Here is a 25,694-nt window from a genome sequence, read left to right on the forward strand (position 1 = left end):
CATGGCGGTCGTGTCACGGACAAAAGGCCCAGCGTATCGATGGCTGGAGATTTGCAGCGCGAGGATGGTCGACCCCGACGGGTTTCCCCCGCTCAGCTGAGTCGCTGGCAGCCGGGGCCGTGAACTGAGCCTGCGCCGATCGCGTGCCCGTTCAATAGCCCCTGAAAGGATGAGAGGGAACCTGTACCAAAGCGGGACGGCCCGGGAGGATTCCTCGCGCGCCTCGGCTTTCGCTCCTTCCTGAAACCAGAGGCATCGGCTGAAGCCCCACATACCCTAGCAGACAGCGCCCTCGGATGTCCGTCCAGCTAGGGGTTAATGTGCCGTTCGTAGTCGCCTTGGATGTAGGCGCGCATCGCACCAGCTTCTTGCTCGATCTGGTCAAGCCGTGATTTTACAAGATCGCCAATCGACACGAACCCAATCACCCGATCACCTTCCACCACCGGGAGATGACGAACGCGGCGCCGTGTCATCATAGACAGCGCGACAAGGACCGTCGTATCCGAGGCGACGGTGAGCGCGGGTGAGGTCATCACCCTATCGATCGTCCATTCCATCATCACCGGGCCATGGATTCGAAGTGCGCAGATCAAATCACGTTCTGACATGACCCCGATGATCCGTTCCCCGTCCAACACCGGGACCGCGCCGATGCGCTTGTCAGCGAGCAGTTCAACGACGTGCCACACCGTCTCCCGAGGCGTGACGGTTACGACGTCGCTCCAGCTTCGCATAGCGCTTGAAACCGTCATGCTGTCCTCCTGACTGCTCAGATTCCAGTGCTGCCATCATACCACGCACGGATGGGATGGCCCAAACCCGTTCCGCCCCGCACATACGACCGCAGGTCGACTGAGCCGGCAGCCGACATTTGGGGCTACAGCCAAATCCGCCCGGCGGCCTCATTCATCCGCCGCGATCCACCGGTCCCGGCCGACCCGCCGCAGAAGATCTAGCCTTCTATCGCCTCCGTATGGGCCAGGCTCATTCTATCCGCTTAATCGCACGCGCTGCGGGACCGGTCATGGCGTTGTCATCGAGATCGGCTTATCTGCGCCATATGAATATCGGTTCATACTTTCGCCTCGAGGGTGTGTTGGTCGCGGGTGCGGTCAGCCTCTATGTCCAAGCGCGTAACGGCGCGCTCTGGGAGGTGGGCTGGCTCAAGAATGTCGGCCATCTTCTGCAAACCCATGTTGCCGTGGAAGGCATCCGCACCGGCGCCGAAGCAATCGCGGTCAACTGGATCGAAGCAATCCAGCCCATCGGCAGGGCGCTCAGCTCGGCAAATATGTAGCCACGAGCGAGAGAAATCCGCAGAAAACAGGGTCTTCTTAGACTCTTGCGCGCGAGTCCCGGCTGATTCATAATGCTCGCATTGTGGCACGCACGCTATCGAAGCGCCTTACCATCGCCGCCGCTCGCGCGACCGATGCAGCGGCCCGCCTGGCGCGCGACGATCTGCGGCGCGACAAGCGCGCACAGCGGCTCGGTGGGCTGTCCAACGTGAATGTTGGCATCTCTGCCATCGACCCCGGCCTCACCCGCCAAGTGAATAGCCAAGCGGCCGCAGAAGACGCGGCATTCCGACAAGCCGCAGTCGAGGCCCCCTGCGCCAGCACGATCTCAACTTCACGCCGCTTGCCGATAATCTCTTCCGGCTTGTGCTTCTTGCTCGGCATTCATCGTCCCTTTCGTGGTCCAGGCTATCATAGTCTCTGGGCCACCCAGCAGGGGGCAGATCAATCCGATCGAGGGATGCGTCATCGGCTTCGACCAGACGAGGTCATAGAATTCTTCGCGGGTGAATGTGCGGACCATGTCCTCTCCACGTCGAATCGGTAGCTGGCCCTTTTTACCCTATCCGCATGACGGTATCGCCTGGCGCAGCGCCGGCTGCCTCAAAACATTGGCACATGTGAGGGCGGCGCTGCCATCAATCAAACTGCGATCAGGCTCCGCACCGCCAGATCGGCTTCATGCTCCGCCTTGCCCAGCTCGCAGCGGGCCTGCATCCGCATCAGCTAGTCGTAATGGAAGCGGCATTGCGCGATTTCCAATCCTTGCGCCGCACCGCTCCCCTCAACGCGATACACCAGCCGATCAGCCTGGTTTATCCGGCGCGACCACCAACCTTGCAAATCGCCCCTCAGCGGCTCCGGCTTTCCGGTGCCCTTGAAAGGGGTGCGCCTGCATTGCTCGATCAGGCCATTCAGCCGTTCCAGTGTGTTGAGGTCATTATTCACCCAGTGCTGGTAATCTTCCCAAGCCTGATCGGAAAAGACGATCTTCATGCCTGATGCAATTTCCGCTCCGTACCCTCATCGGCTTCCAGTTGACCGATAGAGGCCCTCAGACGACTGGCATTGGCCGGGGTCGAAAGCAGGTGCAAAGTTTCTTCCATCGCGTTCCAGTCTGACAGCGACACCATGACGACAGCTTCCGCCTTTTGCCGGGTGACGACCACCTGAATGCGGTCCTCGATTACGCGGTCCATCACGCCCTTCAGATTAGCGCGAGCATCCGAATATGTTACCACGTCCATGACGTTCTCCTTTGCACATCAATATGTACAGAAATTTGTACAACTGCAATAAGGAGCATTCGCGGGACGTCCTGAACAACAATCCCGCCCTACCACTCGCTTGCAACACGGATGCAACATGCGGCCAGAAAACCGTATCATCTTGCGGACCGTGACTCCGTCAATCGAGGTTCGAATCCTCGTCGGGCATCCAAGATTTCCAAAGCAAAATCAGTAACTGGCTGTTTACCTCCCCGCGCCAGCGGTGTTTTCATGTTGCAATTGATCCCAGGCTTTTTCGCCATTTTTCCCGCATTTCTGCGCCCCAGCGGCTCCATGGCACATGGATGGCCCGTGGCCCGGCATGAACTAATCGGGATTATCACCTCCGTTAGATAGGCGAATCACCGCATCAGACGTTACGCTGGCGTTCTCGATCCCCCTTGATCGAAAAGCCCCGCGCCGCCCCCTTCTCGGCGCGGGGCTTGTTCATTCCCCCACCGCCTGCCCTTAATCATCAGCGGAACAACGGTACTGATCCACGGGCATGTCCACGGCATCTATCCGGCATGCGTCGTGGTGAGGACAGACGGATAGATGAGCACGACCGATGCGCACGCCAGAATGACGATGGCGCCCAGCAATGCGGCGTTGCGGCCCAACCGGCCTCTGTGCAGCGCATAAAGCAGCGCGCCCAGCAACGCGGCGGCGATGAGAACGATGATAGCTGTCAGGCCCGTGAGCGACATGGTTTTTATCCTGTCAGAACGGCGCCCCGCCCCTTCGCGAACAGGTAAACCAGAGGTGGGCCTTCTTATTACGCGCGGGTCGACGCTGCGGTTCCGCAAATCGGGGAGCCCGCAGTGCCCGCCGACAGCAGAGTGGCATGGAAAATGGGCCGCCTCTTCGTGACGGCCCATCCTTCGTGTTCAGTCGAAAGCGGGATTAGAGCGATTTCCAAGCGATCGGAATCGATCGCTGGTTAAGAAATCGCGGCAAACAAGGGGGTTTTAGAGCGGCGATCTGATCCAATCAGATCGAAAACCGCTCTAACGCTGCTGGCCGCCCTGATCGTCCCGGCGCTCCTGCTGCCCGCCGCCCTGTTGACGCTTCTGATCGTCCTGTTGATTTTGCTGGCCAGGCTTCCGCTCGCGCTGTCCATCATTATCGCCCTGTCCACCCTGCTGGGTGCGCCCGGCGTCCTGTTGGTTCTGCTGACCCGGATTTTGATTTTGCTGACCGCCTTGTTGGCTGCCCATGCCTTGGTTCTGCTCTGCCATTTTGCGTCCTCTCATATATGCCGATCGGCACTATGAACGAAGCTCCAAACGGCTTCGGCGGTTCCGCAAAATCGTGCTGATCGAAATCAGTCAGTGCCTAGTGGTCCGATTCTGACATTTGCTACCGTGCTATCCGGATGGCGGGACGCAAATGTCAAAATCAATCCACTAGCGCATTGATGCAACAACATTGTTTCGAGCGTGCTGATCGCTCACGAAAATCGGTCGCGGCCCGCGCGTTGTCCCCGTATTTTTGAGTAAGTCAGTAGTTGAAAATACATCGATCAACCGACGGCATCAGCCTGATCCGCGCTGCTTTCTACGCATCTTCACCCAAGGTTAAGCCGCAAAAGTCAGCGAACTAGCCAAATGAACTCTGCATTTCAGCGGACCTCCCGATAGTTTTCCTCGTCGGCATCAGAACGAGTCGATTGGAGGGTTGAATCGTGGATCAGATTGCGGCCCCGCATCGAAACGGTGCGCAGACAGAAGCCCTGCTGGCTCAGGTCGCGAGCGAGTTGGACAGTTCGATGGGTATTTTGACATTGCATGGTCCCGATGGCGATCCGCCGCGCATACTGACGTCCCTGAACATGTCGCACAGCCTTGCCGCAGCGATGGCAGCATCGGTTGACCGGGATCTGGCGGCATCGCCGGAATCAAACGGCAATGGTTGGCGCAAATTGGTGAAATGGCCACACGCCGCGCCGCACGACAACGAAGGGATGGCGCGCATAACCTTCATGTGCCGCGTTGCCCCGCTACGCGCGATTGCGTTGACAGCCTGCTGCTTCAAGGATGGATGGCATAGCTGGGACGAGCAAGTGTCCGGAAACATCAGGAACTGGGTTGAACCATTCCTCGCCCTGCTCTGGCGTGCGGAACATGAACAGGCCCAGCGTGACGGGCTGGCGCAGGCGATCGACCGGTTCGATTTCGGCATCATTCTGCTGGATGCTGATGGCTTGCCCTGCTTCGCCAATGCGCGGGCGCAAAAGATGCTGGATTGCGGCGAGGGAATTCGGCGCGTCGGTCACGCCATCGCGGCGACCGATTATGAAGATGCGATCCGGCTCCAATCCGCGATCCGCCATGATACAGGAGGGGGCAACAGCTTTCACCTGCTGCTGCTGCATCGCGCGCGAACCCAGCCTCTGATCGCCGTGGTGGCATCGCTGGGGAGCCAGCAAAACCTGTGGGGGAAGCCGGCCGTGGCGCTCTATCTGATTGACCCCGGCCGGGACTCGCAAGCGATGGTCAACGCACTGTGCAGGGCGCATGGCTTGACCGCGACAGAATCCACTCTTGCAATGCACCTCGTCGGAGGCGCGACGATCGACGATGCCGCCAACCGCATGCACATCCAGACGCAGACCGCGCGCGCCTATCTGAAACAGGTCTTTGCCAAGACAGGCACCCATCGCCAGGCCGACCTGGTCCGCGCGATCCTCAGCGGCCTTGTCCATATCAGTTGAGCTTGCCCCGCATATGGGGGTGACGATTTACCGCATTTGGGGACAAGGCGAGTTCCCGTCTGGGGCTAATTTCCCGCCGATCGGCGGTTTATAAACGAGCCGTCACGATTTCGCCGTGCACCCGAAAACTCCCGCTCTGGAACAGCTGCGACATCGGTGGCCGCCCGACAAGCTTGGAGGAGATGTCATGAAGCGCTTCCTTTATTTAAGCGTTGCCTTCGGTGCCCTTGCGCTGACAACGCCGGTCCTGGCCCAGGATGGAGACGGCCAGGCCGCCGGCATCAACGCCAATAACGGATCGACGGTAACCTGGAGCAACACCGCCACCACCACCACCACCGCGACCGACAATTCCACCTGGACCGACAGCTCGAACAACAGCGATTCGAGCGGCGCCGGCTCTGCGAACAATGGCGGCACGGCCACCTATACCTATACGACCATGACCACGCCGACCAATCTGGCCGCCACGGTGACGGGCGGTGAGGTCTATCTGAACAACTGGGCACCGGCCGGTTCCGGCGGGTCTGGCGGTTCGGGTTCGGGCGGTGGCTCTGGCGGCAATGGCGGCGCCACAACTGGCGGCGCGGGCGGTTCCGGTGGCGCAGGCGGCAGCGGCGGCACAGCCGGTGCCGGCGGCGCGGGCGCAGGATCGCAGCTGATGGGATGGGACGCCGATTTCGACAATGGCGCCTTCTCCAACTTCGCGGGCCTGAACGCGATGAACGTCAACACCGGCTTCTACGCCTCGCAAAATGCGAGCGTGAACGTGAGCGCATCGGTCGGCACTTTGACGCTGACCCCATAACATGCGCGCCGGCCGCCTCATCCCCCTTGAGGCGGCCGGTTTTTCTGTCTGCGCCGGGAAAAGGGAGAAGGGCCGTGAACCGCTTTGCCGCGGCGACGATAGGGGTCGCCTTGCTCCATGGCCTTGCCGCCGTCCCCGCCCGCGCCCAGCCGGTCGATGACACGATCCTGGCGGAAACGCGCGGCATGGCCGATATGCGGCTGGTCGAACAAAGCACGACGATCACCAGCACCGGCACGGTTCAGGGCAACAGCATCACCGGCGATTTCACCACCGGCACGGTCAATCTGGGCAATGGCGCGCTCGACAATTTCAACGGGCTGGCGCTGTTCAACATCAACACCGGCAACAATGTCGCCATCAACAGCTCGATGACGGTCAATGTCGCCATTCAGCCATAGGACAACAGCCCTCGGCGCGGCGATGTTGCTGGGGGGTTGCGGCCCCGCGATGATCGATGCCCCCGGCCGCACGCTGGCGCTGACCGGCGGCGATTATGCCGTACCGGTCCACAGCATGGCTGAGCGGCGCTTCCTGACGGTGGTGCGCCAACGCTACGATTTCAGCTGTGGGTCGGCCGCGCTCGCTACCCTGCTGCGCTATCATTATGACGGCGCCGCCAGCGAGCAGTCCGTGTTCATGGGCATGTGGCAAAATGGCGATCGGGAACAGATCCGCCGCCTCGGCTTCTCGCTGCTCGACATGAAACGCTATCTCAATGCACGCGGCATCCGGGCGGAAGGCTATGTCGTCACGCTGGACGAGGTCGCTCGCACCCGCGTCCCCGGCATCGCCCTGATCGATGTGCGGGGCTACCGCCATTTTGTGGTCATCAAGGGTGTGGAGGGCGGGAAGGTGCTGGTGGGCGATCCCTCGCTCGGCATCCGCCTGATCGACGTTGGCAGCTTCAAATCCATGTGGAACGGCATCCTCTTCGCGCTGGTCGACGCGGTCGACCGGGGAAAGCACAGTTTCGGCCGGGAGGCCGAATGGGCGCTGGTCGCGCGCAGCCGGGCGACGATGGCAATGGAGCCTGTCAGTATCCAGGCGCTCGCGCTGGTCCGCGCCCCGCCTTTTCCGGTCGAAATGTAGCGGGGAGCGGCGATGCGTGGATGGACTCTCCTGCTAGGCACCATGGCCCTTCTTTGCGGCGCACCGGCGATGGCGCAGGCCGATCCGTTCGGGGGTGCGCGGATGGCCGCCGATGGCGAGCTGGATGCGATCCGGGGCGGTTTCCTGCTGCCCAACGGCATGGACATCGGCCTTGGCATCATGATCGAGACGATGATCGATGGTCGTCCTGCGCTGAGCACCGTGCTGACCATCGATGATAGCGCGCATCTGGCGATCTACACGGGAGGGGGTATGGAACGGCATGCTTCAGTGACCGAGCTTCTGGTCCCCGGCCCCAACGGAACGTCCCTGATCCGCATCACGCAGGACGCTCCGTCCACCCCGGGCGCGAGCAATGGGCAACCGATCGCCATCCTTCCCAATGGCCCAGCGGTCGACACGCCTTGGGGCGCGGTGCATCTGGTGCAGTCCGACACCCAATCGACAGTCGTGCTTGCAGGCAACGGCTTGGAATTGCAGCAGATGATCGGCACGGTGACGGGCGCACTGGTGACCAATACGGCCAGCGACCGGGTGATCGACACCATGGTCACAGTCGACCTGGATATCCGCCATTCGGCCATACCGACCAGCGCCATGATGCTCCGCCTGGATAGCCTGCTGGCCGGAGCCGCAGCAAGGGGAGGCTATTGAGATGCGGCGCGGATGCTTTTGGCTCATGACCCTTGATCTTATGGCGGTCCCCGTGGCGGCGCGGGCCGACCCTCTGCCACCAGACCCGCAAACGGCCGATCTGCTCCTGTTGCGGCGCCAGATCGCCGAGGAACGGGGCGCCGTGGACGCGCAGCAGCGCGCGCTCGATGCCCAGAAGCAGCGTCTCAACCGGCTGGAGGATGCGCTGCTCGACCGGATGCGGGCCGAGGGGCTGCCGATGACCGCGCCGCTGCTGCCGCTGGTCGAGGGCAGCCAGTTTGTCGGCAATCAACCGCCCGCGCCAGAGGTTGGGGTCAAGCCGCCCGACAGCGACACCACGCCGCATGTCGCCGTTCTGGCCGATCAGGGGGGAATATTGTCGCGTCCCGGCCGCCTCGTGATCGAACCGACGGTCGAATATATCCGCTCGGACCGCAACCGCTTCGTCTTTCGCGGCATCGAAATCCCGCAGTCGGTGCTGGTCGGCGTGTTCGACATCAATGAAAGCCATCAGGATATCATGACGGCGGCTGCGACCACGCGCTTCGGCCTGACCAACCGGCTCGAACTATCGGCGCGCCTGCCCTGGGTCTATCGCCGGGATACCGCCGTGCTGGTGCCGCTGGTCCAGAATCCCCCGCAATCGGGCGCGGGCACCATCGACACCTCCACCCATGGATCGGGGCTGGGCGATATCGAATTGCAGGCGCGCTATCAGATTGCGGATGCCCGTCATGGCTGGCCCTATATGGTCGCCGGGCTCCAGTTGATTACGCCGACCGGGTCCGACCCCTTCGGCCTGCCGCGCGATGCGCTGGGCAATGCGGAAAAATCAGCGACCGGATCGGGTTTCTGGGCCGTTCAACCCAGCCTGACGCTGCTGATGCCCAGCGATCCGGCGACTCTGTTCGGCGTCTTTGGCTATACGTTCAACTTTGGCCGCAATGTCGATACGCGCATCGGCGATGCCCAGATCGACCGGGTCGAACCGGGCGGAGCGCCCAGCGCGACGATCGGCCTTGGCCTGTCGCTCAACCCGCGGCTGTCGATGAGCTTTGCCTATGCCCATAGCTGGCAGTTCGCGACGAAGAGCCGAATCCGCCCCATCAGCATCACCAATGGCATCGAGACATTGGGCGCGCCGATCACCAGCAAGACCCGCGACCTTCAGATCGGTCGCCTGCTGTTCGGCATCAGCTATCGCGCCACGCAGCGCACCACGCTCGACTGGATCGTTGAGATCGGCGCGACCGACGACGCGGCAGATCTTCGCACCACGCTCAGAGTGCCGTTCGAGTTGAAATGAGCCCATACAGAAAAGGCTGGCCGACAATTCCGGTCTTGAGCCGCTCTCCCTGCATCGGCGCGCGACAATAGCTCCATCCCGGCCCGATAAATCATTGCTTTTCTTCCCGAACTCTTCGAAACGACGGAACGGTCGCGAAATGAACTGGAGGGAATGAATGCATTTGTTGAAAATGATCATCGCCGGCTTGTGCCTGTCGACTGCAGCGGCTGCCTTTGGGCAGGGGGGTTATCCATCTTCGTCCCCCGTGCCTGCTTTCGATCCCAATCCTTATATTCAGGCCGTGGCCGACGCGCATAAATATTACATCACCAGCGGAACGGCGGGCGGTACCCTTGCCGAGCGCACCAACGCCCGGAACAAGGTCATCCGCGGCCGCTTCGCTGAAATCGGCGAGATTCGCGCCCCACTCTATGCCGCGTTCCAGACCCGCGAACAGGCGCACATCCGATGCAAGAACAGCCGCTCAGGCCGGACGAAGCGCTGTCCGTCCTCCATCAACTGGGGTCCGGGCTACAGCGTCATTCCCGAATCGATCGGCAGCACCCGCCGCCACTTCAAGGCTGGCCCCACGCTGGTCAATGCGCATCAGATCGATGCCACCCTCGGCAAAGCGGGCAAGGGCACCAATCACGGCGATTACTGGGGCACGGCGAAGCTGACGCCGGAAGAAGCCGCCAAAAGGGTCGAAGCGGAAAAACAGCAATTGCGCAACGCGCTGATCGCCCGCGAGCTGCCCACCGATCAGGCCCTTGATATGGAGGTGGGATGATGGCCAAGCTGGTCCCCTTCGAAACGCCCGACAGGAAGACGGTCTACGTCAATTCCGAAACCGTCAGGGCTGTCCTCCCGTCCGACGGCAATGCCTTTGTCGTGCTGGGCTCCAGCATGGCGGAGGGCATTCTGCTGAAGGGCGCGCCGAGGACGATCGCGGACAAGCTCATCGGCTGACATGGATAAGGGCCGGGACACCGGCCCTCATCCCCTATCGCTTCGATGCAAAGCGGCATTCCCTGGCGAGACGACGCCCCATGTCCCATGCGGGCCTGTAAACGGCCATGCCCTTGCGCAACTGCTCGCAAGACATGTTGAGGCCCCCCGCATAGACGATGGCGACGGTCCGCCCCTGGGAATCGCGCGCCACGGGAACAATGGTGATGGGATCGCGCAGCGAGCGCTTCAGGCTCTCCTTGCTGTGCCGGGGATTGGCGGGCGCGCAGGTCTTCCTCTTGCGGCAACGGCCCGCGACATCCGGCGCCTCGATGCCCAGCAGGCGGATGCGCTCGCCATTGACGCGCAGCATGTCCCCATCGACCACCGTGAGGGCGGACGCAAAAAACAGGGCGGCAATCATTTTCTCAACCCCGCGATGATAAACGCGGCGCCCACGTTACAGATCATGTCCTCTTCCCCATCATCGCCTCGCTCCTGCAACGGACGTGTCGGCGTGACTGTTCCCTGCTTCACGCTGATCCCGGCCATTCCATGGTGAGAACGAAACGAGCGGGGATTTTAATTCACGAACCGGGTGTTAGCGTGAGCGTGATGATATCCTTGTACGTCCCGGCCAACTTGCCGGAGGGCAACGCCGGCAGCGTCAGCACCAGGGACTTGTTGCCGCCGCCGACGCCGGCGCGGGCCAGATTGGCCAGCGAAACCCCGGCCGCGGGAACATTCTGCCCATCGAAGGTCATGCTGTAGGGGATGGTCGAATTGGTTGGCACGGGGCTCGGTGCGCCGGTCAGCACCATCTGATTGCCGTTCTGCGTCGAGACATTGGCGTTCACCGCACCAGTACTCTTGAGCGAAATGGCGAGGCTTTGCGTCGTCGTCGTGAAACTGCCGAAATTGATCGTCTGCGGCCCGGCGGTGATTACCTGCAACAGGTTGGGCACGGTGACGTTCAATGTCGGACCTGCGCCCGTGGAGCCGCCGCCCACAAAACTACCTGAATTATTATAGCATTGGACGAAATAGGTAGTTGTCTGACTATAGGTTCCGGGTGTGAAATCATCACCAGCGGTGTTAATTGGGATGGTCAGCGTGGTCGTTGCATTCTGTACATTCGAATTGGAATTCGATGTATAAGTGAAGGGGAGGCTGTTGCCCGCAGTCGGCGTCGAAGACGTTGGCGATTGGAAGACATTACCACCCGTCAAGGAATAGATCGGCCCCGGAAAGCCATTCAATGTGCCAACCCGCAATGGAGATGTCGCCTCGCTATCCAGGATCATCAACCGGGCGGACCGGATATTGCTGCTGCCAGTCCGCGTGACAGTCACGGTGGTCTGAGCAGTCATCTGCGAACCATTGGGAAACGGACTCCAACTCGCCACGGCCACCGTGGTAGGCGAAAAGCTTACCGTCACGTCGCCGGCCCCACATGCCATCGCCCCCTGCGCCCAGCAAAGCGCCAGCCCCCCGGCCGCAAGCCGTCCCCAATTCCCCCTCATTTCCGTCCTCCACCCATTTCCAGCGCCCGGACCTCGCCAAGCTGAAACACGTCGTTCGTGCCCTCGCCCACGTCGAACTCGAAAATCGTCGGCGGCTCCGTGGGCATTTCGATGCGCCACCGGCCGGGCCGCATCCCCTGCATGCCGAACTTGCCGTTGCGCCCCGTGAAGATCGTCACCGGCTCCCGCTTCGGATTGCCAAGGTCGGTCGCCTTTCCCGCGAGCAGCGAAATCGGCTCCCCCCGCGCATCGATCAGCTTGCCGAAGACGAGCAGATGATAATCCGAGCCCACCACCATGCGATAACCCGACCGGTGCGGCGCGCGAATCTGGACATTGCCTTGCCCCAGATCATAGCCGCTCGGCGCATCCGGCACATCATAGGTGACGGTGCGGTCGGAATAGGGGCTGAGGTCCGGGACCAGCCCCGGCCCCAGCCGCCCGGAACGCGCGGTTTCACCCTGCTGCTGCGGGTCGAGCCGTAGCTGCTTGTCCTTCAGGCTGGCATGCGGCGTCCCGATCAGGAAACTGTCGGTGATCGGCCGCCCGACCGCGAACACCCCATCGGCAAAGGCGATCGACGTGCCCACGCGCAGCGAACTGCGCTGGTCGAGCGTCTGGCCCGCATCCTGCCAGGCGGCGATATGGCTCAGGCCGATCTCCGCGCGATTGGCGAGATAGGTCGCACCCAGATTGGCGGTGGACCCCATGCCGGTGCGATCGACATCCGCCGACAGCGACCATGCGCCCACGCCCTGCCCGCCGGAATCCTGCCAGGACGCCTGCACCTGCCCACGCGAAGTCAGTTCCGCCCTCGCCTGTCCCCGCTGGCCGAAGCGGTGGATGACACCGATTCGCACCAGCGCGACATCGCGGCGGTCGAAACGGTGATATTCCGCCTGCCCGTCCAGCCGGGTCGAAACCGTCAGGGCGACGCCGAACAGGCCGCGCATGCTGAAATCCTGCGGCCGGGTGGAATCCTGCCGGGTATAGCGGATATCCGCCCCGAAATAGCGATCACGTCCGAAATTATTATTGTAGGACAAGGACATCTGCAATCGGCGCGACGACTGCGGCGTCAGCGCATAATCGCTGACGATGGCGAAGTTCCTGCTGCGATATTCGACCGCGGCGCGCAACGATTGCGACCGGAAACCGTCCTGCCCCTGCTTCAATATCTGATAGGTGGCCGCCGCCGCCACGCCCCTGCGGCCATCCCTCCGGCGGGAAGCGGCAAGGTCCAGCCCGATCAGGCCCAGCCGCGACCCGAACAGCATTTCCAGCCCCGCCTGCTGCGCCCGCGCATCGCCCTGCGCATTGAGGCCCGCCGTCCATTGCTGCGACAGCCCCCTGCGAATGAAGCCCGATGCGACGGCATGCCCGGAATAGTCCAGGCCCGCGCGCGTCGGACGGGACAGCACGCCGCCGTTCAGCGCGAACTCGGTCAGCCCCGGCTCCAGCAGCGAGCGGTCCGAAAACAGGCTGAAATCGATGGTGCGGCGCGCGCCGGTGTCATCCTCTATCACCAGTTGCACGTCATTGGCGCCGTCCGCCAACGGGAAATCGGACAGAGAATAGGTGCCCGGCTGCATCCGGCGACGCTCGACCGAGCGGCCGTTGACGAAAGTCTCGACCGTACCGGGCGCGGCGATGGTGAAGCTCTGCGCGCCGCTGGAGCGGACTTCCCGCTGGGGTTGCAATTGGCTGTAGAGACGGCTGACCGACAGGCCAGCCAGCGGCGGCGTGGACTGAAAGGCGCGCACCGTCGGTTGCAGATCGCCCGCGATCCAGCGCATGTCGTGACGCAGATCGTCATAAAGCAGGCGGGAACCGGCACGGCGAAAGGCCGGTTCGCCGCTACGGGCCGAGGCATAGCCCTCCCCTTCCGCGACCAGACCGCCCAGTCGCACCGCGCCCTCGACCCCGGCTATGGGCGCCAGCAGGCCCGCCTCGGGTCCGTCATAGACGGCATCGGCCGAGGCGCGGATGTTGACATAGCCGGACAGATGCGCCGGTTCGAGCGTGACCGCGCGCTCGCCGCTGGCACCGCGCAACGTCAGGTTGCGGGGACGGCGGGCGCCGACCGGAATGACGATGTAGAGGGCAAGCCGCTGGCTGTCATAGACCAGCACGATGCCCTGCTTGCCCAGCACCGCCCCGTCCAGATCGGGTGATCGGGCCGCCGCCTGACGAAGCGGTTCCAGCGCGGCGTCCGTCAGCAGCGGTTCCAGCAATTGCAGGAAACGCGGGGCCGCGACCGACAGATCGTCATTGGGGGAAACCGCCAGGTCGACATCGCCCAGATAGGTGGGGCCGTCCGTCAGCGGAACGACGAAGCGCAGCGTCCGGCGCGTCGGATTGATCCGTTGCCGTTCCACCGGGGGGGGCGTGGGCACGGCGCCCTGTCCGGTCGCGGGCGCGGCATCCAGCGCCGCCTGCAACGGCATGACCGGCGTGGCGCCATGGGCTTCCCGGTTCAGGCCCATCGCCACGGCAAGCAGTGCAGTCCTGCGCAGCAACCCGCGCGCGCCGATCCGCGGCACCGGCTCACCTTTGCCGCTCTTCCAGCATGGTGGCCGTGACCTGTCCGCTCTTCGAAGGCAGCTCGACCGGGATGGTCAGCGTCCGCTTCTGATGCGCGGCGACAAGGCCATAGCCGACCAGCTGCTGAAACTCCGCGCCGCTCATGGTGCGGGAGAATATCTCCTTGCCGCCCGCATCCTTCTCGCTGATCGCGATACGATGCTGGCTCAGATAGCCATAAGCGTCGCCGTCATTCTGCACATGCAGCACGGGCGCGGGCTTGCCCTCATGATCGCCGATGGAAACCGACTGGATGGAAAGCGCAGGCTTGCCAGCCGGGGAGGCGATGTTCACCAGCACCTGAAAATTATAGACGATCTGCACCGCCGACTGGCCCTCCGGCAGCTTCACGGGCAGCTGGTTGAAGCCGACATAATAATGGCGGCTCTCCGCCAACGCCGGATCGCCCGCCCATTGGACGCGGAACGTCTGGGTCTGGCCCGCGGGGATGATCGTGCTGGGCGGCACGACGATCAGGTTCTCATCATCGGGACCAGCGGGGCTGAAGCCTTCCGGCCCCGCCTTCAACGGCTGGATCAGCACTTCCATCGGCAGCGGGCTGGCGCCGGTGTTGTTGACGCTGACATTGGCGACGACGCCCCGTCCCGCCGACTGCAGATCGACGACCACGGGCGAAACGGTGGTGGCGCGCGCCGGGATCGCAAGCGCGCTGCTCGTCGCCAGTGCCAGGGCCGCCAGTTTCATCCTGCATCCGTTCGTCATGGTCATGCCCCTCCCCCTATTCCGGCCCTAGATCGACGGCGCCAGGTTGAGGATGATCGTCGCGCTATACGCGCCATCCACCGGCTTTGCGCTGTTCGCCGAACTGCCCTTGTTCGTGGATACGGTGAAGTTGCTTACGGATATGATAATGGTCCCTGATTTCGGCGCGGCCTGCGATTGCGCCACGCCGGTATAGAGAGCGGTGGTGCCCAGCGACGTGGTGTCGCCGGTCGTCACGGTCGCCGCGCCGGGGGACCAGCCCGAAGCGGTGGCGGTATAGTTCACCGCCTGCGATTGCGACGGCGTCAGGCTGCCGCGCGGCGCATTGAGCCGCAGCGAGCGTGCCGAAATGGAAATGGCCGACCCGGCATTGCAGGCAAGGCCCGATATCGTCCAGCTCAGATTGGCGAGCGCCGGATCAAGCTTGCCATTGGCAGGGACGACGGTGGAGAAGGTGATCGGCGCCGCCGACGGCAGGGCACACTTCCCCTTGATCACGCCCTTCACCTGCGCGGTCGCGGACGCAGGAGCGGCCTGCGCCGGAATGGCTCCGGCGCAGGCAGGAAACAAGACACAGATTGCCGTCAGAACGCGCATGTTTCCAGATCCCCTGGTGCGACCCTTCACTCTATCAGACGCCCGGCGTCAATGTGACCTTGATGGTGCCGGTATAGCTGTCCGCCACTGGGATCGCGGTGGTGGCGTTGGTGGTGGCGCTGACGGTCAGCGTATCGGCGACGATGCCCACCGTGGTCCCGCCGGATGCGATGGTGGTCGTGCCCAACTTCACTGTCGGGGTGAAATCCACGGTATCGGTGAAGGCCGCGTTGCTGGTGGTGACGGTGTTCGCTTTCATCGCGACATGTTCATAGCTGACTTGGGCGCCGGCCTTGTTGCACCAGACGCTGGCGGTCGCGGGGCTCGACGTGTCGCCACCCGTGGCGAAGCCGCTCGAATTGCTGGTGCTGATCGCCGTGAAGGAGATCGGATCAAGGCTGAAGGTCGAGCATTTCGACCCGACGGTGCCGGTGACGTCGATCTGCACCGACTGCGCCTGACCGGTTTGCGCCAGCACGGGCACCGCCTGCATCGCGGCAAGGGCAACCGCCCCCATAAGCAATTTCTTCATCATGGAAGGTTCCTTTCGCACTTCAGGGTTGTGGGAACGGAACTCCCCCCGCTCCCGGCACAGGCTGCGGCATGCCGGGTGGCCGGGTCCGCCTTCTGTCTCAGTTGTCCGCGCGCCGCGCATGATCCTGGTCATGGCTGCGCCGCGATCGAAATGGTGATGGTGTCGGCATAGCTACCCGCGACCAGATGCGTGGCGCCGGGCAGCATCCAGCTGATCCCCAGCGTCGCCGTCTTCCCGGTGGACGTGCCGTTCACCGACGAAAGCCCCGCGCCCGCCGGCGAAAGAGCGCAATCCGAACCGCCAGCGGTCAGCTTGCTCGCCACGCAGCCGCCGCTCACCGATCCGCTGGAATTATCGAGCGGCACCGAAATGTCGAACTGATAATCCAGCTTGCTGGAAAAGCTGGCCGAAGGTGCCAGGGTCGCGGTTTTCAGCCCACCATTGGCAGAGGTGGCCCGCAGCAGATATTTCGTATTGCAGTTGACGGTCGCGGTCGCGCTCAGGGAGCCGTTGGCATCCAGATTGGCATTGATGAACCCGCTGCCGGAACCAAGACCGCATGACGCGGGGATTTGCCCGGTCGCGGTGATGGTCAGCGTCTGCGCTCCCGTCTCGACAGAGAACAGCCCCAATATAGAGGAAAGCGCGACAGCGCATTCTGGAAGATGACGAAATACCCTCCGCATAGCCCCCCGCCACGCTGCAGTTCTCAATCAGAAAACTTGTTCCACGAGTCGTATATTCGCCTATTAGCAATACATCTTTCAATAGATTTAACCATAGTCGATAGTCATGTATCGCTTTGGTACAAAGGAATAAAATCCCCATCCATCAGTATATAACGTTGGATATATTTACCGATCATTTGGCAAGGCAGGCGCGGCCGGAAGGCTCTCTTCCGCGCCTCATCCCTCGGCGATGCGGCCTCGCGGCCGGACCCAGGACAGAAGCGGCAAATGCCCCTATCTTGATGCAGATCACGATTTCACTGATGATATAAATATTAATGGGCGCTCATTACCCATTTTGGGCTCATTGCCCTGAACTATCCGTCAGCATTAAATTGTTCCGTTAAATCAACGGCTCATGCGTATTCACGAAATGGGCGTGGTTTAGTGGGAACAAATAATGCGCCCTGCATGGACCATCCTCCTGCCCGCCCTGTTCCTGTGCATCGGCTTTGCCCCTGCGGTCGCCCAGAGCGGCGGTGATCGGGGCATCCGTCCCGATGATCCCAACCCACCCGCCTTCCTGGCCACCAGCTTCGATCTGACCACGATGACATCTCCGTCACCGCCCGACGATGGCGCAGCGCAGGAGGCGGTGCAGGGGCCGGTCGATGCGCAGGGCCCGCTGCCACCCGATGCGGACAGGGAACGGCGCTACGCCTCCCTAGGCAGCCGCATCGGCGCCGCCAAATGGGAAACGATCGGCCTTTTCGCCTATATCACCGCGACCCAAGCCTATTGGACGGACGGCACGACCCATTTCCATTTCAAGGATGAGGGCTGGTTCGGCCGGAACACCAACAATCTGGGCATCGACAAGCTGACCCATGCCTTCAACGCCTATCTGTTCGCTGAATTTCTGGGCGCGCGGATGGCGCGCAAGACCCAGGACCGGGCCCGGGCGGCGGCGCCGGCGGGGCTGCTCTCCATAGGACTGATGCTCTATGGCGAGATGTGGGACGCGCACAAGAAGGACAGCGGCTTTTCGGTTCAGGACGTCATTTTCAACACCGGCGGCGCGACCTTTTCAGTACTCCGCCACACCGTGCCGGGGCTGGAGGAGAAGCTGGATTTCCGTCTGCTGATGATGCCCAATTCACAGGTCTACACCTTCAAGGGCAAGCGCCATTATGAGCAGCAACGCTTCCTGCTGTCGCTCGAACTGGCTGGCTTTCAGGGGCTGCGCGACAGTCCCCTGCGCTTCATCGAACTACAGATCGGCTATCGCGGCAAGAATTTCACCAATGCCGAGCGCGCCGCAGGCATAAGGCCGGAACGCGACATCTTCTTCGGCGTCGGCCTCAACGTCAAGCAACTGTTCTTCCGCGACAGCCGCTCGCGCCTGGGCCGCGCCATAGGCAGCGGACTCAACTATTTCCAGCTCCCCTATACTGCCGTCCATGTCCATTGAGCGGAAGCGGAAGCTGGAAGAACGAAAAGGGGCGGATGCGTGCCGGCCAACCCGCGCCGCATCTTGTCGCCAACCCGGCCGTCCTTCCAGACTCCGCATCGCACCACGCCATCCGGGGGAGGGGCGGCATTCAGCGCGACGCAATCAGAACAGACTGTTCGCCCTCCGCCTGTGCCACGGTCCGCGCCCGATGGTCCGTGCGCAGCTCGTTCAGCATGTCGTCCCGCTGCCAGGCATCGTTGGCGACGATGATCCAGGCCTCGAACTTCGAAGCCGCGCCGATTTGCGGCGGCAACGGCGTCAACCGGCCCATGGCCTTGACCGCCCGCATCGATATCCGGTCGATCGCGCGCGAGGATGAGGGTTGGGCCAGAGCGATGGCCTGGGGCCGGCCTTCTTCATTCAGGCGGAACTCGATCCGGGCAAAGCCGGTCGCGCCATGGTCGGAATCAAGACTGGCGCTGCGGCGGATGCTGCTGGTCAGCCGGTTCGCGGTCCGATCCTGCCATCTCTCATAGGTCATTTCCTTTTCAGGCGAAGCAATGACGGTCAATTGGTGGCCTTGCTGCCTGGCACTAACCCCTGTTGACAGCAGCAGGGATGAGCAAAGCGCCAAAATCAAGGGCTTGGCTTGCATAGGAGCCTCCTCTGCTAAGGATATCGATTTATCGTTGGAGCGGCTGCGGCGGCATCTGGCCGGCCGAAAAGCGGCAGCTGTTATATATTACAAAGATGACAAATTGAGTAATCAATATAGAACAATGATCTCATCAACATACACAATATTCCAAAATCGGCCATCTCGTCCCAATTTGACGCAGTATTTCGACGCTGTGCCAACGCCCTTTCCCAAACCGCTTTGATCATTATGTTTTGCAATGCGCCCCCGCGACAGGGGGGCCATCGACTCGGATTCCGCAGGAATCAGCCCGCCGCGATGCTCAGGCCCACCGCCTCGGCAACCTTGATGCCATCGATCGCGGCGGAAAGGATGCCGCCGGCATAGCCCGCCCCTTCCCCGGCGGGATAAAGACCCGCGATATTGATGCTCTGGCAATCCTTCCCCCGCGTGATGCGGATCGGGGAGGATGTGCGCGTCTCCACCCCCGTCATCACCGCGTCGGGATGATCGTAATTGGCGATCTGCCGTCCGAAAACCGGGATCGCCTCGTGAAACGCCTCCAGCACGAATTCGGGCAGGCAGCGCGACAGGTCGGTCATGGTGACGCCCGGCTGGTAGGAAGGAATGACATCCCCCAGCGCGGTCGAAGCCCGACCGGCCAGGAAATCCCCCACTTTCTGCCCCGGCGCATGATAGGTCGATCCGCCCGCGACAAAGGCCATGGACTCCCAATGCCGCTGCAACTCGATCCCCGCCAGCGGCCCGCCCGGATAGTCCCGCTCCGGATCGATGCCGACGACGAGGCCTGAATTGGCGTTGAACTCGGCCCGCGAATATTGGCTCATGCCGTTGGTGACGACGCGGCCCTCTTCCGAAGTGGCCGCCACCACGCGCCCGCCGGGACACATGCAGAAACTGTAGACCGTCCGGCCATTGCCGCAATGATGGGCAAGGCTATAGGCCGCCGCCCCCAGCACCGGATGCCCCGCGCAATTGCCGTAGCGCGCCCGGTCGATCCAGCTTTGCGGATGCTCGATCCGCACGCCGATGGAAAAGGGCTTGGCCTCGATATGCACGCCACGCCGGTGGAGCATCTCGAAGGTCGGGCGGGCGCTGTGGCCCACCGCCATGACGACATGATCCGTCTCGATGAACCCTCCGTCCGCCAGATGCAGGCCGCGCACCTTCCGCGTGCCGTCGGCCTGCCGCTCCAGCTCCAGCTCATCGACCCGATGCTGCCAGCGATATTCGCCGCCCAATCCCTCGATCTGCCGCCGCATCGCTTCCACCATCGACACAAGGCGGAAAGTGCCGATATGCGGATGCGCTTCGGTCAGGATATCCTCGGGCGCGCCGGCCGCGACGAATTCCTCCAGGACCTTGCGACCCAGGAAACGCGGGTCCTTCACCCGGCAATACAGCTTGCCGTCGGAAAAGGTCCCCGCCCCGCCCTCACCGAACTGCACATTGCTGTCGGGATTGAGTTCGGCGCGGCGCCAGAGGCCCCATGTATCCTTGGTCCGTTCCCGCACCACCTTGCCGCGATCGAGGATGATCGGGCGGAATCCCATCTGCGCAAGGATCAGTCCTGCGAACAGCCCGCAGGGGCCCGCCCCGATCACGACCGGCCGCCTGCCCGACCAGCCCGGCGCCGCCTTCGTCACGAACCTGTAGTCCGTGTCCGGGCGCGGGCGGACGTCATGATCATGCATGAAGCGCGCCAGCACCCCCGCCTCATCCGTCACCTCGACATCGACGGTATAGACAAGCTGGATCGCATTTTTCCGCCGGGCGTCATTGCCCCGGCGCGCGACGACATAGCCCAGCAATTCCTGCGGCGCGATGCCAAGGCGCTCGCAAATGGCGGCGGGCATCGCCTCGGCGGGATGGTCGAGGGGCAGCTTCAATCCGGAAAGACGCAACATCCGCCTGCCCCTAGACCTATTACCGAGTCGGCTCCAGCCCCCGTTAGAACCGGGCGCGCACCCCGCCGTAGAAAGCGCGGCGTTCGATCGGATAAAAGGCGACGCTGCCTTCATTCGGCACAGTCGCCGGATTGTCCGGCACGTAGCGAACCAATGCGCTGATATCGCCGATCGCGCGCTCCCCCGTCAGATTGCGCGCATCCAGGAAAAGCGTCAGCCCCTTGCGCACCTCTGCCCGCGCGCCCAGATTCAGCGTGGCATAATCCCCCACCCGCTTACTGTTGGCATAATCCACCCAGGCCCCCTGCGGCAGCCATTCGACGGCGGGCGAGACGCTGAACCGATCCGTCCCCAGCTTCAGCTCCGCCCGATAGAAATGGCGCGGCACCACCGGCAGGCGGTTGTTCCCGAACTGCGCGTCATCACGGAAGCGGAAATCGCTATATTGATAGACCTGCCGCAGCACCGCCCAGGGCGCCAGCGTCAGGTCCAGCCCCGCCTCTATCCCCTGATGCCGCGTCCGGTCGGCGTTGAAGGTCGCCGCCGGATAAAGCCCCGCCACCACATTATATTGCAGCATCTCGCCCTTCAGGTCGGCGCGATACAGGCTGACATCCCAATGCGCGATGCCCAATGTACCGCGCGTGCCGATCTCCGCCGTCCATGCCTTCTGCGGGCTCAGGGGCGTGAAGCCCGGAACCCCGCCCGCGGGCGCCTGCCCCAGTTCGATAAAGCCCGGCAGTTCCACCGAGCGGCTATAATTGGCATAGAATTGCACCGCTTGCGCCGGCTCGAACAACAACCCGAATTTGGGCGCGAAGGCATCGAACGACACATCCCCGCTCCGCGCCGGAACGAAGCGGTTGTCCAGCCGCCGCTCGCCATGGGTGTAGATGCCACCCGCGATCAGCCACAGCCCGGCAACCGGCGCGATCCGCGCCTCGCCATAGCTGTTGATCGTCTGCGCCCGCGCCTTCTGGCGGGAGGTCGGCGCGCCGGGCCTGCCGTTCAGATTGACGAACTGCCGGAAATCGCCCCGCCCAAAGCGCGCCTGCGTGCCAAGCGTCAGTTCGACCGGCATCCCGCCCAGCTTCCCCGCCAGATCAAGACTGGCGAAAATGCCGCGATCCTCCGATTTCTGATCCACGACCTGATAGATCGGATGGTTCAGCGCCTTGGCGTTATAATAGACGCCAAAAGCCAGCTGCCCGCCATCCAGTTGAACCGTGGTCCGGTTCTGCAAGCGGATCGAATCGATGTTGCGCGCCTGATCGCCCGTGAAATTGCCCTTGGCCGGATGGTCCAGCGCATCGCTTTCATTCAGCGCCCCCGACAGCTTCTGCCGGATCGTCTGCACGCTGGCGTAGAAGCGCGTCTCCACCCGGTCGCTGAGCTTCAATCCCACATTGCCGTTGAAACGCAACGCCCTGCGCCGCCCATGATCGCGATCGCCATCCGAGCGATCGGCGGTGATCGCCGCCCAGGCATCCCCCCGCGCGTCGGCATAGCCAAAGGCCGCCTTGCCCCGCAGCGTATCGAAGGACCCGCCATCGACCCGCATCTCCACCCCCGGAGCCGTTCGCCCGGTCGGCGTCACCGCATTGATCGCGCCGCCCAGCGTCGATCCGCCCAGCCGCAGCGCGTTGCCGCCGCGATAGACCTCCAGATGCTGGAAAACCTGCGGGTCCAGCTCCTGAAAATCGCCATTGTCGTCGGCCATGTTGATGGGAATGCCATCCTGCAACAGCGTCAGCCCGCGCATATGATAACCGCGCGACAGCCCCGACCCGCGAATCGAAATCCGCACCTCCTGCCCGAAGCGCGGCTGGGTATAGACGCCGGGCGAAAAGCTCAGCGCATCGCGCAACGACACGGCCAGCCTGTCGCCGAATGCCTCAGCGGACACGACATCGACCCCGCCGGGCGTGCGAACGACCTTCGCCGCGACCTCCTCGACCACAGGGCTGGCGGTGACGATGATGCGGCTCTGCTCCACCGCCTCATCGGCCAGAGCGGGAGCGGACAACGAGCAGACAAGCGCGCACAGCGAAACGCCGCGCGAAACGGAAAAAACGGACATGAAAAGACAACCTTACTGAAAAAGCACGAAAAACGGCGGATTTTCAGAAGATGACGGGCGGCCCCAGGGAAGGCGGCGGCGGCGCGGCCAGCCGGGCGATCAACCCGGTCTTGAGCGCAAAGGCAATCGGCCCGAAGGCCAGCTGCCAGGCGAGAAGCGGCAAGTCGGCCAGCACCAGCGGCGGCACCAGCGGCTGCACCGAAGCGGCAAAGGGGCAATGCTGCTGTCCCGCCATGCCATCGTCCTGCTGGTCCCTGCCGGGAGCCTGCCCCCGATCAACCACGACATTGACGGCACCCTGCCCGGTGCAAAGCGTCACCACGACGCCCCGCTCGGTCCGCACCGGCATGAAACCCGAAGGCGCGACCAGCTGCATCGCCAGCACGAGCAGAGCCAGCGCAGCCTGCAGGCCCTTCGCCGTTCCGGATTGTCTGACCGCCCCCATCATGGCGGCAAGCCTTAGCGGCGACAGCCCGCCCTGTCACCAGGACAAAGGGACGGGACGCTTCACACTAACCTTGACGTAAACGTAAAGCGCCGCTACATCACCGCCATGGACAAACGCACCAGCATCGCCGGCATCGAACTCCCCGACCATAGCGATCGGCAGAGCTACACCATCACCGACCTGTCGGAAGAATTCGACGTCACCGCCCGCGCCCTGCGCTTCTATGAGGATGAAGGGCTGATCGCGCCGGAACGGCAGGGCCTTGCCCGCATCTATTCGCGCCGCGACCGCGCCCGCCTCGCCTGGATTCTGCGGGGCAAGCGGGTCGGCTTCAGCCTCTCCGACATTCGCGAGATGATCGACCTTTACGATGCGGACGAGGGCCATCAGGAACAGCGCCGCGTCACCATCGCCAAATGCAAGGCGCGCATCGACCTCCTCACCCGCCAGAAGGACGATATCGACGCCGCCATCGCCGAACTGTTGCAGTTCGTGACCGCGCTCGACCAATAACCCCCCAGAACAGAAACGCCCGGAGAAGATCATGCCCAGCTACAGCGCCCCCGTTCGCGACACCCGCTTCGTGCTCGACCATGTCGTGGGGCTGGACCGCTACGCCAACCTGCCCGGCTTCGAAAATGCGACGCCCGATCTGGTCGAGGCGATCCTGACCGAAGGCGGCAAGCTCGCCGCCGAAGTGCTCTTTCCGCTGAACGCCGTGGGCGACAGGGAGGGCTGCACCCGTAACCCGGACGGCAGCGTCACCACCCCCACCGGCTTCAAACAGGCTTTCAACACCTATGTCGAGGGCGGCTGGACGACCCTCCACGCGCCGGTCGAATATGGCGGCCAGGGCCTGCCCAATGTCGTGGCGGCGGCGGTCGGCGAATATGTGCTGTCCTCCAATCACAGCTTCGAAATGTATCATGGCCTGACCAGCGGCGCCGTGTCCGCCCTGCTCGCCAGGGGCAGCGAGGAACTCAAGCGGAAATATGTCCCCAACATGGTATCGGGCCAATGGACCGGCACGATGAACCTGACCGAACCGCATGCCGGCACCGACCTTGGCCTCATCAAGACCAAGGCGGCCCCGCGCGACGACGGCAGCTATGCGATCAGCGGGACCAAGATCTTCATCAGCTCGGGCGAACATGACCTTGCCGAGAACATCATCCACCTCGTCCTCGCCAAGACACCCGGCGCGCCGGACAGCAGCAAGGGCATTTCGCTGTTCGTCGTGCCCAAGTTCATCGTCAACGACGACGGCTCGCTGGGCGACCGCAACAGCGTTTCCTGTGGCTCCCTCGAACATAAGATGGGCATCCACGGCAACGCCACCTGCGTCATGAACTATGACGGCGCGACCGGCTGGCTGGTGGGGGAGGAGAATAAGGGCCTCGCCGCCATGTTCATCATGATGAACGCCGCGCGCATGTGGGTCGGCATGCAGGGGCTGGGTCAGGCGGAGATCGCCTATCAGAACGCCGCCCATTATGCCCATGACCGCCGTCAGGGCCGCGCCCTGACCGGCCCGGCCGAGCCGCAGGAAAAGGCCGACACCCTGTTCGTCCACCCCGATGTCCGCCGCATGCTGATGGAGGCGAAGGCGCTGACCGAAGGGCTGCGCGCGCTGATGCTCTGGGGCGCGCTCCAGGTCGACCTCGCCCTCCATGCCGCGACGCAGGAGGAACGGCAGGCCGCCGACGACCTCGTCCAGCTGCTGACCCCGGTGCTGAAGGGCTATGGCACCGACAAGGGCTTCGACGTCGCGGTGATGTGCCAGCAGGTGTTCGGCGGCCATGGCTACATCTGGGAAAATGGCGTCGAACAATATGTCCGCGACGCCCGCATCGCCCAGATCTACGAAGGCACCAACGGCGTGCAGGCGATGGATCTGGTCGGCCGCAAGCTGCCCATGAACGGCGGCCGCGCGTTACAGGCGTTCCTCGGGATCGTCGCGGACGAAGTCGCGCAGGCGAGGAGCGACGAGAAGCTCGCAGCCATTGCCGAAGCCCTTGAAAAGGCAAGCGGCCAGCTCGGCGCGGCGACCATGTGGCTGATGCAGAATGGGATGAAGAACCCGGACAATGCCGGGGCGGGCGCGCATCATTACATGCACATCCTCGGCATCGTCGCGACCGGCCTGATGTGGCTGCGCATGGCCAGGGCGGCTGCGGCCCAGCTGGCGGCAGGCGGCGGAGACGGCAAATTCCTGGAAGCCAAGCTGGTGACGGCCCGCTTCTTCGCGGAACGCGTACTGCCCGACGCAGGTTCGCTCCGCCGCAAGATAGAGGGCGGCGCCGACAGCCTGATGATGCTCGACCCGGAGATGTTCCTGCCAGCCTGAAACCCATCTCAACGACAGGATATGGCCATTTGTGGACATTAAGCGCGCTGTGTTCCTGCGAAGGCAGGAACCCAGTCCC

The 25,694-nt window shown here is 63.1% G+C and carries 29 protein-coding genes; 12 read left to right on the plus strand and 17 right to left on the minus strand.

Annotated elements, in window-relative coordinates; translation table 11 throughout:
- Positions 1-308: 308 nt before the first annotated feature.
- Complete coding sequence (locus tag RUH75_RS13565; protein ID WP_313806786.1) at positions 309-755, minus strand: CBS domain-containing protein; 447 nt, start codon at positions 753-755, stop codon at positions 309-311.
- A 308-nt stretch (positions 756-1,063) separates the two neighbouring features.
- On the opposite strand from RUH75_RS13565, the gene RUH75_RS13570 reads away from it, so the two are divergent.
- A complete protein-coding gene (locus tag RUH75_RS13570) occupies positions 1,064-1,300 on the plus strand; it encodes a DUF5818 domain-containing protein (RefSeq protein WP_313806788.1) in 237 nt (78 codons plus the stop codon).
- Between the two features lie 335 nt (positions 1,301-1,635).
- Here RUH75_RS13570 and RUH75_RS13575 read toward each other — a convergent pair whose 3' ends face one another.
- The 5 genes from RUH75_RS13575 to RUH75_RS13595 form a co-directional block, all read right to left on the minus strand.
- Entirely contained in the window at positions 1,636-1,824 is a 189-nt protein-coding gene (locus RUH75_RS13575) for a hypothetical protein (RefSeq protein WP_313806845.1), read from the minus strand.
- Between the two features lie 203 nt (positions 1,825-2,027).
- Positions 2,028-2,297, minus strand: coding sequence for a Txe/YoeB family addiction module toxin (locus tag RUH75_RS13580; RefSeq protein ID WP_313806790.1), 270 nt, complete (start codon positions 2,295-2,297; stop codon positions 2,028-2,030).
- Entirely contained in the window at positions 2,294-2,548 is a 255-nt protein-coding gene (locus RUH75_RS13585; protein WP_313806792.1) for a type II toxin-antitoxin system prevent-host-death family antitoxin, read from the minus strand. Before RUH75_RS13585 ends, RUH75_RS13580 begins: the two co-directional genes overlap by 4 nt.
- Positions 2,549-3,087: 539 nt before the next feature.
- On the minus strand, positions 3,088-3,276 hold the full coding sequence (locus RUH75_RS13590; protein ID WP_313806795.1) for a hypothetical protein: 189 nt from the start codon (positions 3,274-3,276) through the stop codon (positions 3,088-3,090).
- Between the two features lie 300 nt (positions 3,277-3,576).
- Positions 3,577-3,807 (minus strand): hypothetical protein, encoded by a 231-nt coding sequence (locus RUH75_RS13595; RefSeq protein WP_313806798.1) that lies wholly within the window; start codon positions 3,805-3,807, stop codon positions 3,577-3,579.
- Between the two features lie 446 nt (positions 3,808-4,253).
- Here RUH75_RS13595 and RUH75_RS13600 point away from each other — a divergent pair, with 446 nt between their 5' ends.
- From RUH75_RS13600 to RUH75_RS13635, 8 genes are all read left to right on the plus strand, one after another.
- Positions 4,254-5,282 carry a hypothetical protein gene (locus RUH75_RS13600; RefSeq protein ID WP_313806801.1) on the plus strand — a complete coding sequence of 343 codons (1,029 nt, stop codon included), beginning with the start codon at positions 4,254-4,256 and terminating at the stop codon, positions 5,280-5,282.
- Positions 5,283-5,469: 187 nt separating this feature from the next.
- On the plus strand, positions 5,470-6,090 hold the full coding sequence (locus tag RUH75_RS13605; RefSeq protein ID WP_313806803.1) for a hypothetical protein: 621 nt from the start codon (positions 5,470-5,472) through the stop codon (positions 6,088-6,090).
- A gap of 74 nt (positions 6,091-6,164) precedes the next feature.
- Positions 6,165-6,491: a hypothetical protein gene (locus RUH75_RS13610; RefSeq protein ID WP_313806805.1), complete on the plus strand. Its 327-nt coding sequence runs from the start codon at positions 6,165-6,167 to the stop codon at positions 6,489-6,491.
- Positions 6,472-7,182, plus strand: a complete 711-nt coding sequence (locus RUH75_RS13615) for a C39 family peptidase (protein WP_313806807.1) — start codon at positions 6,472-6,474, stop codon at positions 7,180-7,182. The genes RUH75_RS13610 and RUH75_RS13615 overlap by 20 nt, the downstream gene beginning before the upstream one ends.
- A 12-nt stretch (positions 7,183-7,194) precedes the next feature.
- A complete protein-coding gene (locus RUH75_RS13620) occupies positions 7,195-7,857 on the plus strand; it encodes a hypothetical protein (RefSeq protein ID WP_313806809.1) in 663 nt (220 codons plus the stop codon).
- A 25-nt stretch (positions 7,858-7,882) separates the two neighbouring features.
- Positions 7,883-9,163, plus strand: coding sequence for a transporter (locus RUH75_RS13625; protein ID WP_313806812.1), 1,281 nt, complete (start codon positions 7,883-7,885; stop codon positions 9,161-9,163).
- Positions 9,164-9,320: 157 nt separating this feature from the next.
- On the plus strand, positions 9,321-9,935 hold the full coding sequence (locus RUH75_RS13630) for a hypothetical protein (protein ID WP_313806814.1): 615 nt from the start codon (positions 9,321-9,323) through the stop codon (positions 9,933-9,935).
- Positions 9,935-10,114: a hypothetical protein gene (locus RUH75_RS13635; RefSeq protein WP_313806816.1), complete on the plus strand. Its 180-nt coding sequence runs from the start codon at positions 9,935-9,937 to the stop codon at positions 10,112-10,114. The genes RUH75_RS13630 and RUH75_RS13635 overlap by 1 nt, the downstream gene beginning before the upstream one ends.
- Before the next feature lie 34 nt (positions 10,115-10,148).
- Here the strand turns inward: RUH75_RS13635 and RUH75_RS13640 are convergent, their stop codons facing one another.
- From RUH75_RS13640 to RUH75_RS13670, 7 genes are all read right to left on the minus strand, one after another.
- Positions 10,149-10,517 (minus strand): thermonuclease family protein, encoded by a 369-nt coding sequence (locus RUH75_RS13640; RefSeq protein WP_313806818.1) that lies wholly within the window; start codon positions 10,515-10,517, stop codon positions 10,149-10,151.
- 163 nt (positions 10,518-10,680) lie between these two features.
- The gene (locus RUH75_RS13645) at positions 10,681-11,616 is read right to left on the minus strand and encodes a hypothetical protein (protein WP_313806820.1); all 936 of its coding nucleotides are present in this window, start codon (positions 11,614-11,616) and stop codon (positions 10,681-10,683) included.
- Positions 11,613-14,159 carry a fimbria/pilus outer membrane usher protein gene (locus RUH75_RS13650; protein WP_313806822.1) on the minus strand — a complete coding sequence of 849 codons (2,547 nt, stop codon included), beginning with the start codon at positions 14,157-14,159 and terminating at the stop codon, positions 11,613-11,615. Before RUH75_RS13650 ends, RUH75_RS13645 begins: the two co-directional genes overlap by 4 nt.
- Before the next feature lie 4 nt (positions 14,160-14,163).
- Positions 14,164-14,904 carry a fimbria/pilus periplasmic chaperone gene (locus RUH75_RS13655; protein ID WP_313806824.1) on the minus strand — a complete coding sequence of 247 codons (741 nt, stop codon included), beginning with the start codon at positions 14,902-14,904 and terminating at the stop codon, positions 14,164-14,166.
- A gap of 45 nt (positions 14,905-14,949) precedes the next feature.
- Positions 14,950-15,519, minus strand: a complete 570-nt coding sequence (locus tag RUH75_RS13660; RefSeq protein ID WP_313806826.1) for a hypothetical protein — start codon at positions 15,517-15,519, stop codon at positions 14,950-14,952.
- Positions 15,520-15,553: 34 nt separating this feature from the next.
- Complete coding sequence (locus RUH75_RS13665) at positions 15,554-16,054, minus strand: hypothetical protein (RefSeq protein WP_313806828.1); 501 nt, start codon at positions 16,052-16,054, stop codon at positions 15,554-15,556.
- 128 nt (positions 16,055-16,182) lie between these two features.
- Positions 16,183-16,686 (minus strand): hypothetical protein, encoded by a 504-nt coding sequence (locus RUH75_RS13670; RefSeq protein WP_313806829.1) that lies wholly within the window; start codon positions 16,684-16,686, stop codon positions 16,183-16,185.
- Between the two features lie 496 nt (positions 16,687-17,182).
- Between RUH75_RS13670 and RUH75_RS13675 the strand changes: the two genes are divergently transcribed.
- Complete coding sequence (locus RUH75_RS13675; protein WP_313806831.1) at positions 17,183-18,193, plus strand: DUF2279 domain-containing protein; 1,011 nt, start codon at positions 17,183-17,185, stop codon at positions 18,191-18,193.
- A gap of 130 nt (positions 18,194-18,323) precedes the next feature.
- Here RUH75_RS13675 and RUH75_RS13680 read toward each other — a convergent pair whose 3' ends face one another.
- The 4 genes from RUH75_RS13680 to RUH75_RS13695 form a co-directional block, all read right to left on the minus strand.
- Positions 18,324-18,716 (minus strand): energy transducer TonB, encoded by a 393-nt coding sequence (locus tag RUH75_RS13680; RefSeq protein WP_313806833.1) that lies wholly within the window; start codon positions 18,714-18,716, stop codon positions 18,324-18,326.
- Between the two features lie 401 nt (positions 18,717-19,117).
- Positions 19,118-20,740, minus strand: a complete 1,623-nt coding sequence (locus tag RUH75_RS13685; RefSeq protein WP_313806835.1) for an NAD(P)/FAD-dependent oxidoreductase — start codon at positions 20,738-20,740, stop codon at positions 19,118-19,120.
- A gap of 43 nt (positions 20,741-20,783) precedes the next feature.
- Complete coding sequence (locus RUH75_RS13690; protein WP_313806837.1) at positions 20,784-22,820, minus strand: TonB-dependent receptor; 2,037 nt, start codon at positions 22,818-22,820, stop codon at positions 20,784-20,786.
- 43 nt (positions 22,821-22,863) lie between these two features.
- On the minus strand, positions 22,864-23,268 hold the full coding sequence (locus RUH75_RS13695; RefSeq protein ID WP_313806839.1) for a DUF2946 family protein: 405 nt from the start codon (positions 23,266-23,268) through the stop codon (positions 22,864-22,866).
- Between the two features lie 105 nt (positions 23,269-23,373).
- Here RUH75_RS13695 and RUH75_RS13700 point away from each other — a divergent pair, with 105 nt between their 5' ends.
- Positions 23,374-23,781 carry a MerR family DNA-binding transcriptional regulator gene (locus tag RUH75_RS13700; RefSeq protein ID WP_313806841.1) on the plus strand — a complete coding sequence of 136 codons (408 nt, stop codon included), beginning with the start codon at positions 23,374-23,376 and terminating at the stop codon, positions 23,779-23,781.
- A gap of 31 nt (positions 23,782-23,812) precedes the next feature.
- Positions 23,813-25,615: an acyl-CoA dehydrogenase C-terminal domain-containing protein gene (locus RUH75_RS13705; protein WP_313806843.1), complete on the plus strand. Its 1,803-nt coding sequence runs from the start codon at positions 23,813-23,815 to the stop codon at positions 25,613-25,615.
- Positions 25,616-25,694: the final 79 nt, after the last annotated feature.

Source organism: Sphingobium sp. (assembly GCF_032153725.1).
GTDB lineage: Bacteria > Pseudomonadota > Alphaproteobacteria > Sphingomonadales > Sphingomonadaceae > Sphingobium.

Bases quoted from the DNA above. Each gene is read 5' to 3' on its own strand.
- RUH75_RS13590 (WP_313806795.1), bottom strand. From the start codon at position 3,276: ATGTCGCTCACGGGCCTGACAGCTATCATCGTTCTCATCGCCGCCGCG.
- RUH75_RS13680 (WP_313806833.1), bottom strand. From the start codon at position 18,716: ATGACCTATGAGAGATGGCAGGATCGGACCGCGAACCGGCTGACCAGC.
- RUH75_RS13595 (WP_313806798.1), bottom strand. From the start codon at position 3,807: ATGGCAGAGCAGAACCAAGGCATGGGCAGCCAACAAGGCGGTCAGCAA.
- RUH75_RS13660 (WP_313806826.1), bottom strand. From the start codon at position 15,519: ATGCGCGTTCTGACGGCAATCTGTGTCTTGTTTCCTGCCTGCGCCGGA.
- RUH75_RS13645 (WP_313806820.1), bottom strand. From the start codon at position 11,616: ATGAGGGGGAATTGGGGACGGCTTGCGGCCGGGGGGCTGGCGCTTTGC.
- RUH75_RS13675 (WP_313806831.1), top strand. From the start codon at position 17,183: ATGCGCCCTGCATGGACCATCCTCCTGCCCGCCCTGTTCCTGTGCATC.
- RUH75_RS13605 (WP_313806803.1), top strand. From the start codon at position 5,470: ATGAAGCGCTTCCTTTATTTAAGCGTTGCCTTCGGTGCCCTTGCGCTG.
- RUH75_RS13685 (WP_313806835.1), bottom strand. From the start codon at position 20,740: ATGTTGCGTCTTTCCGGATTGAAGCTGCCCCTCGACCATCCCGCCGAG.
- RUH75_RS13630 (WP_313806814.1), top strand. From the start codon at position 9,321: ATGCATTTGTTGAAAATGATCATCGCCGGCTTGTGCCTGTCGACTGCA.
- RUH75_RS13695 (WP_313806839.1), bottom strand. From the start codon at position 23,268: ATGATGGGGGCGGTCAGACAATCCGGAACGGCGAAGGGCCTGCAGGCT.
- RUH75_RS13635 (WP_313806816.1), top strand. From the start codon at position 9,935: ATGGCCAAGCTGGTCCCCTTCGAAACGCCCGACAGGAAGACGGTCTAC.
- RUH75_RS13700 (WP_313806841.1), top strand. From the start codon at position 23,374: ATGGACAAACGCACCAGCATCGCCGGCATCGAACTCCCCGACCATAGC.
- RUH75_RS13640 (WP_313806818.1), bottom strand. From the start codon at position 10,517: ATGATTGCCGCCCTGTTTTTTGCGTCCGCCCTCACGGTGGTCGATGGG.
- RUH75_RS13575 (WP_313806845.1), bottom strand. From the start codon at position 1,824: ATGGTCCGCACATTCACCCGCGAAGAATTCTATGACCTCGTCTGGTCG.
- RUH75_RS13665 (WP_313806828.1), bottom strand. From the start codon at position 16,054: ATGATGAAGAAATTGCTTATGGGGGCGGTTGCCCTTGCCGCGATGCAG.
- RUH75_RS13655 (WP_313806824.1), bottom strand. From the start codon at position 14,904: ATGAAACTGGCGGCCCTGGCACTGGCGACGAGCAGCGCGCTTGCGATC.
- RUH75_RS13585 (WP_313806792.1), bottom strand. From the start codon at position 2,548: ATGGACGTGGTAACATATTCGGATGCTCGCGCTAATCTGAAGGGCGTG.
- RUH75_RS13705 (WP_313806843.1), top strand. From the start codon at position 23,813: ATGCCCAGCTACAGCGCCCCCGTTCGCGACACCCGCTTCGTGCTCGAC.
- RUH75_RS13620 (WP_313806809.1), top strand. From the start codon at position 7,195: ATGCGTGGATGGACTCTCCTGCTAGGCACCATGGCCCTTCTTTGCGGC.
- RUH75_RS13690 (WP_313806837.1), bottom strand. From the start codon at position 22,820: ATGTCCGTTTTTTCCGTTTCGCGCGGCGTTTCGCTGTGCGCGCTTGTC.
- RUH75_RS13565 (WP_313806786.1), bottom strand. From the start codon at position 755: ATGACGGTTTCAAGCGCTATGCGAAGCTGGAGCGACGTCGTAACCGTC.
- RUH75_RS13570 (WP_313806788.1), top strand. From the start codon at position 1,064: ATGAATATCGGTTCATACTTTCGCCTCGAGGGTGTGTTGGTCGCGGGT.
- RUH75_RS13615 (WP_313806807.1), top strand. From the start codon at position 6,472: ATGTCGCCATTCAGCCATAGGACAACAGCCCTCGGCGCGGCGATGTTG.
- RUH75_RS13580 (WP_313806790.1), bottom strand. From the start codon at position 2,297: ATGAAGATCGTCTTTTCCGATCAGGCTTGGGAAGATTACCAGCACTGG.
- RUH75_RS13625 (WP_313806812.1), top strand. From the start codon at position 7,883: ATGACCCTTGATCTTATGGCGGTCCCCGTGGCGGCGCGGGCCGACCCT.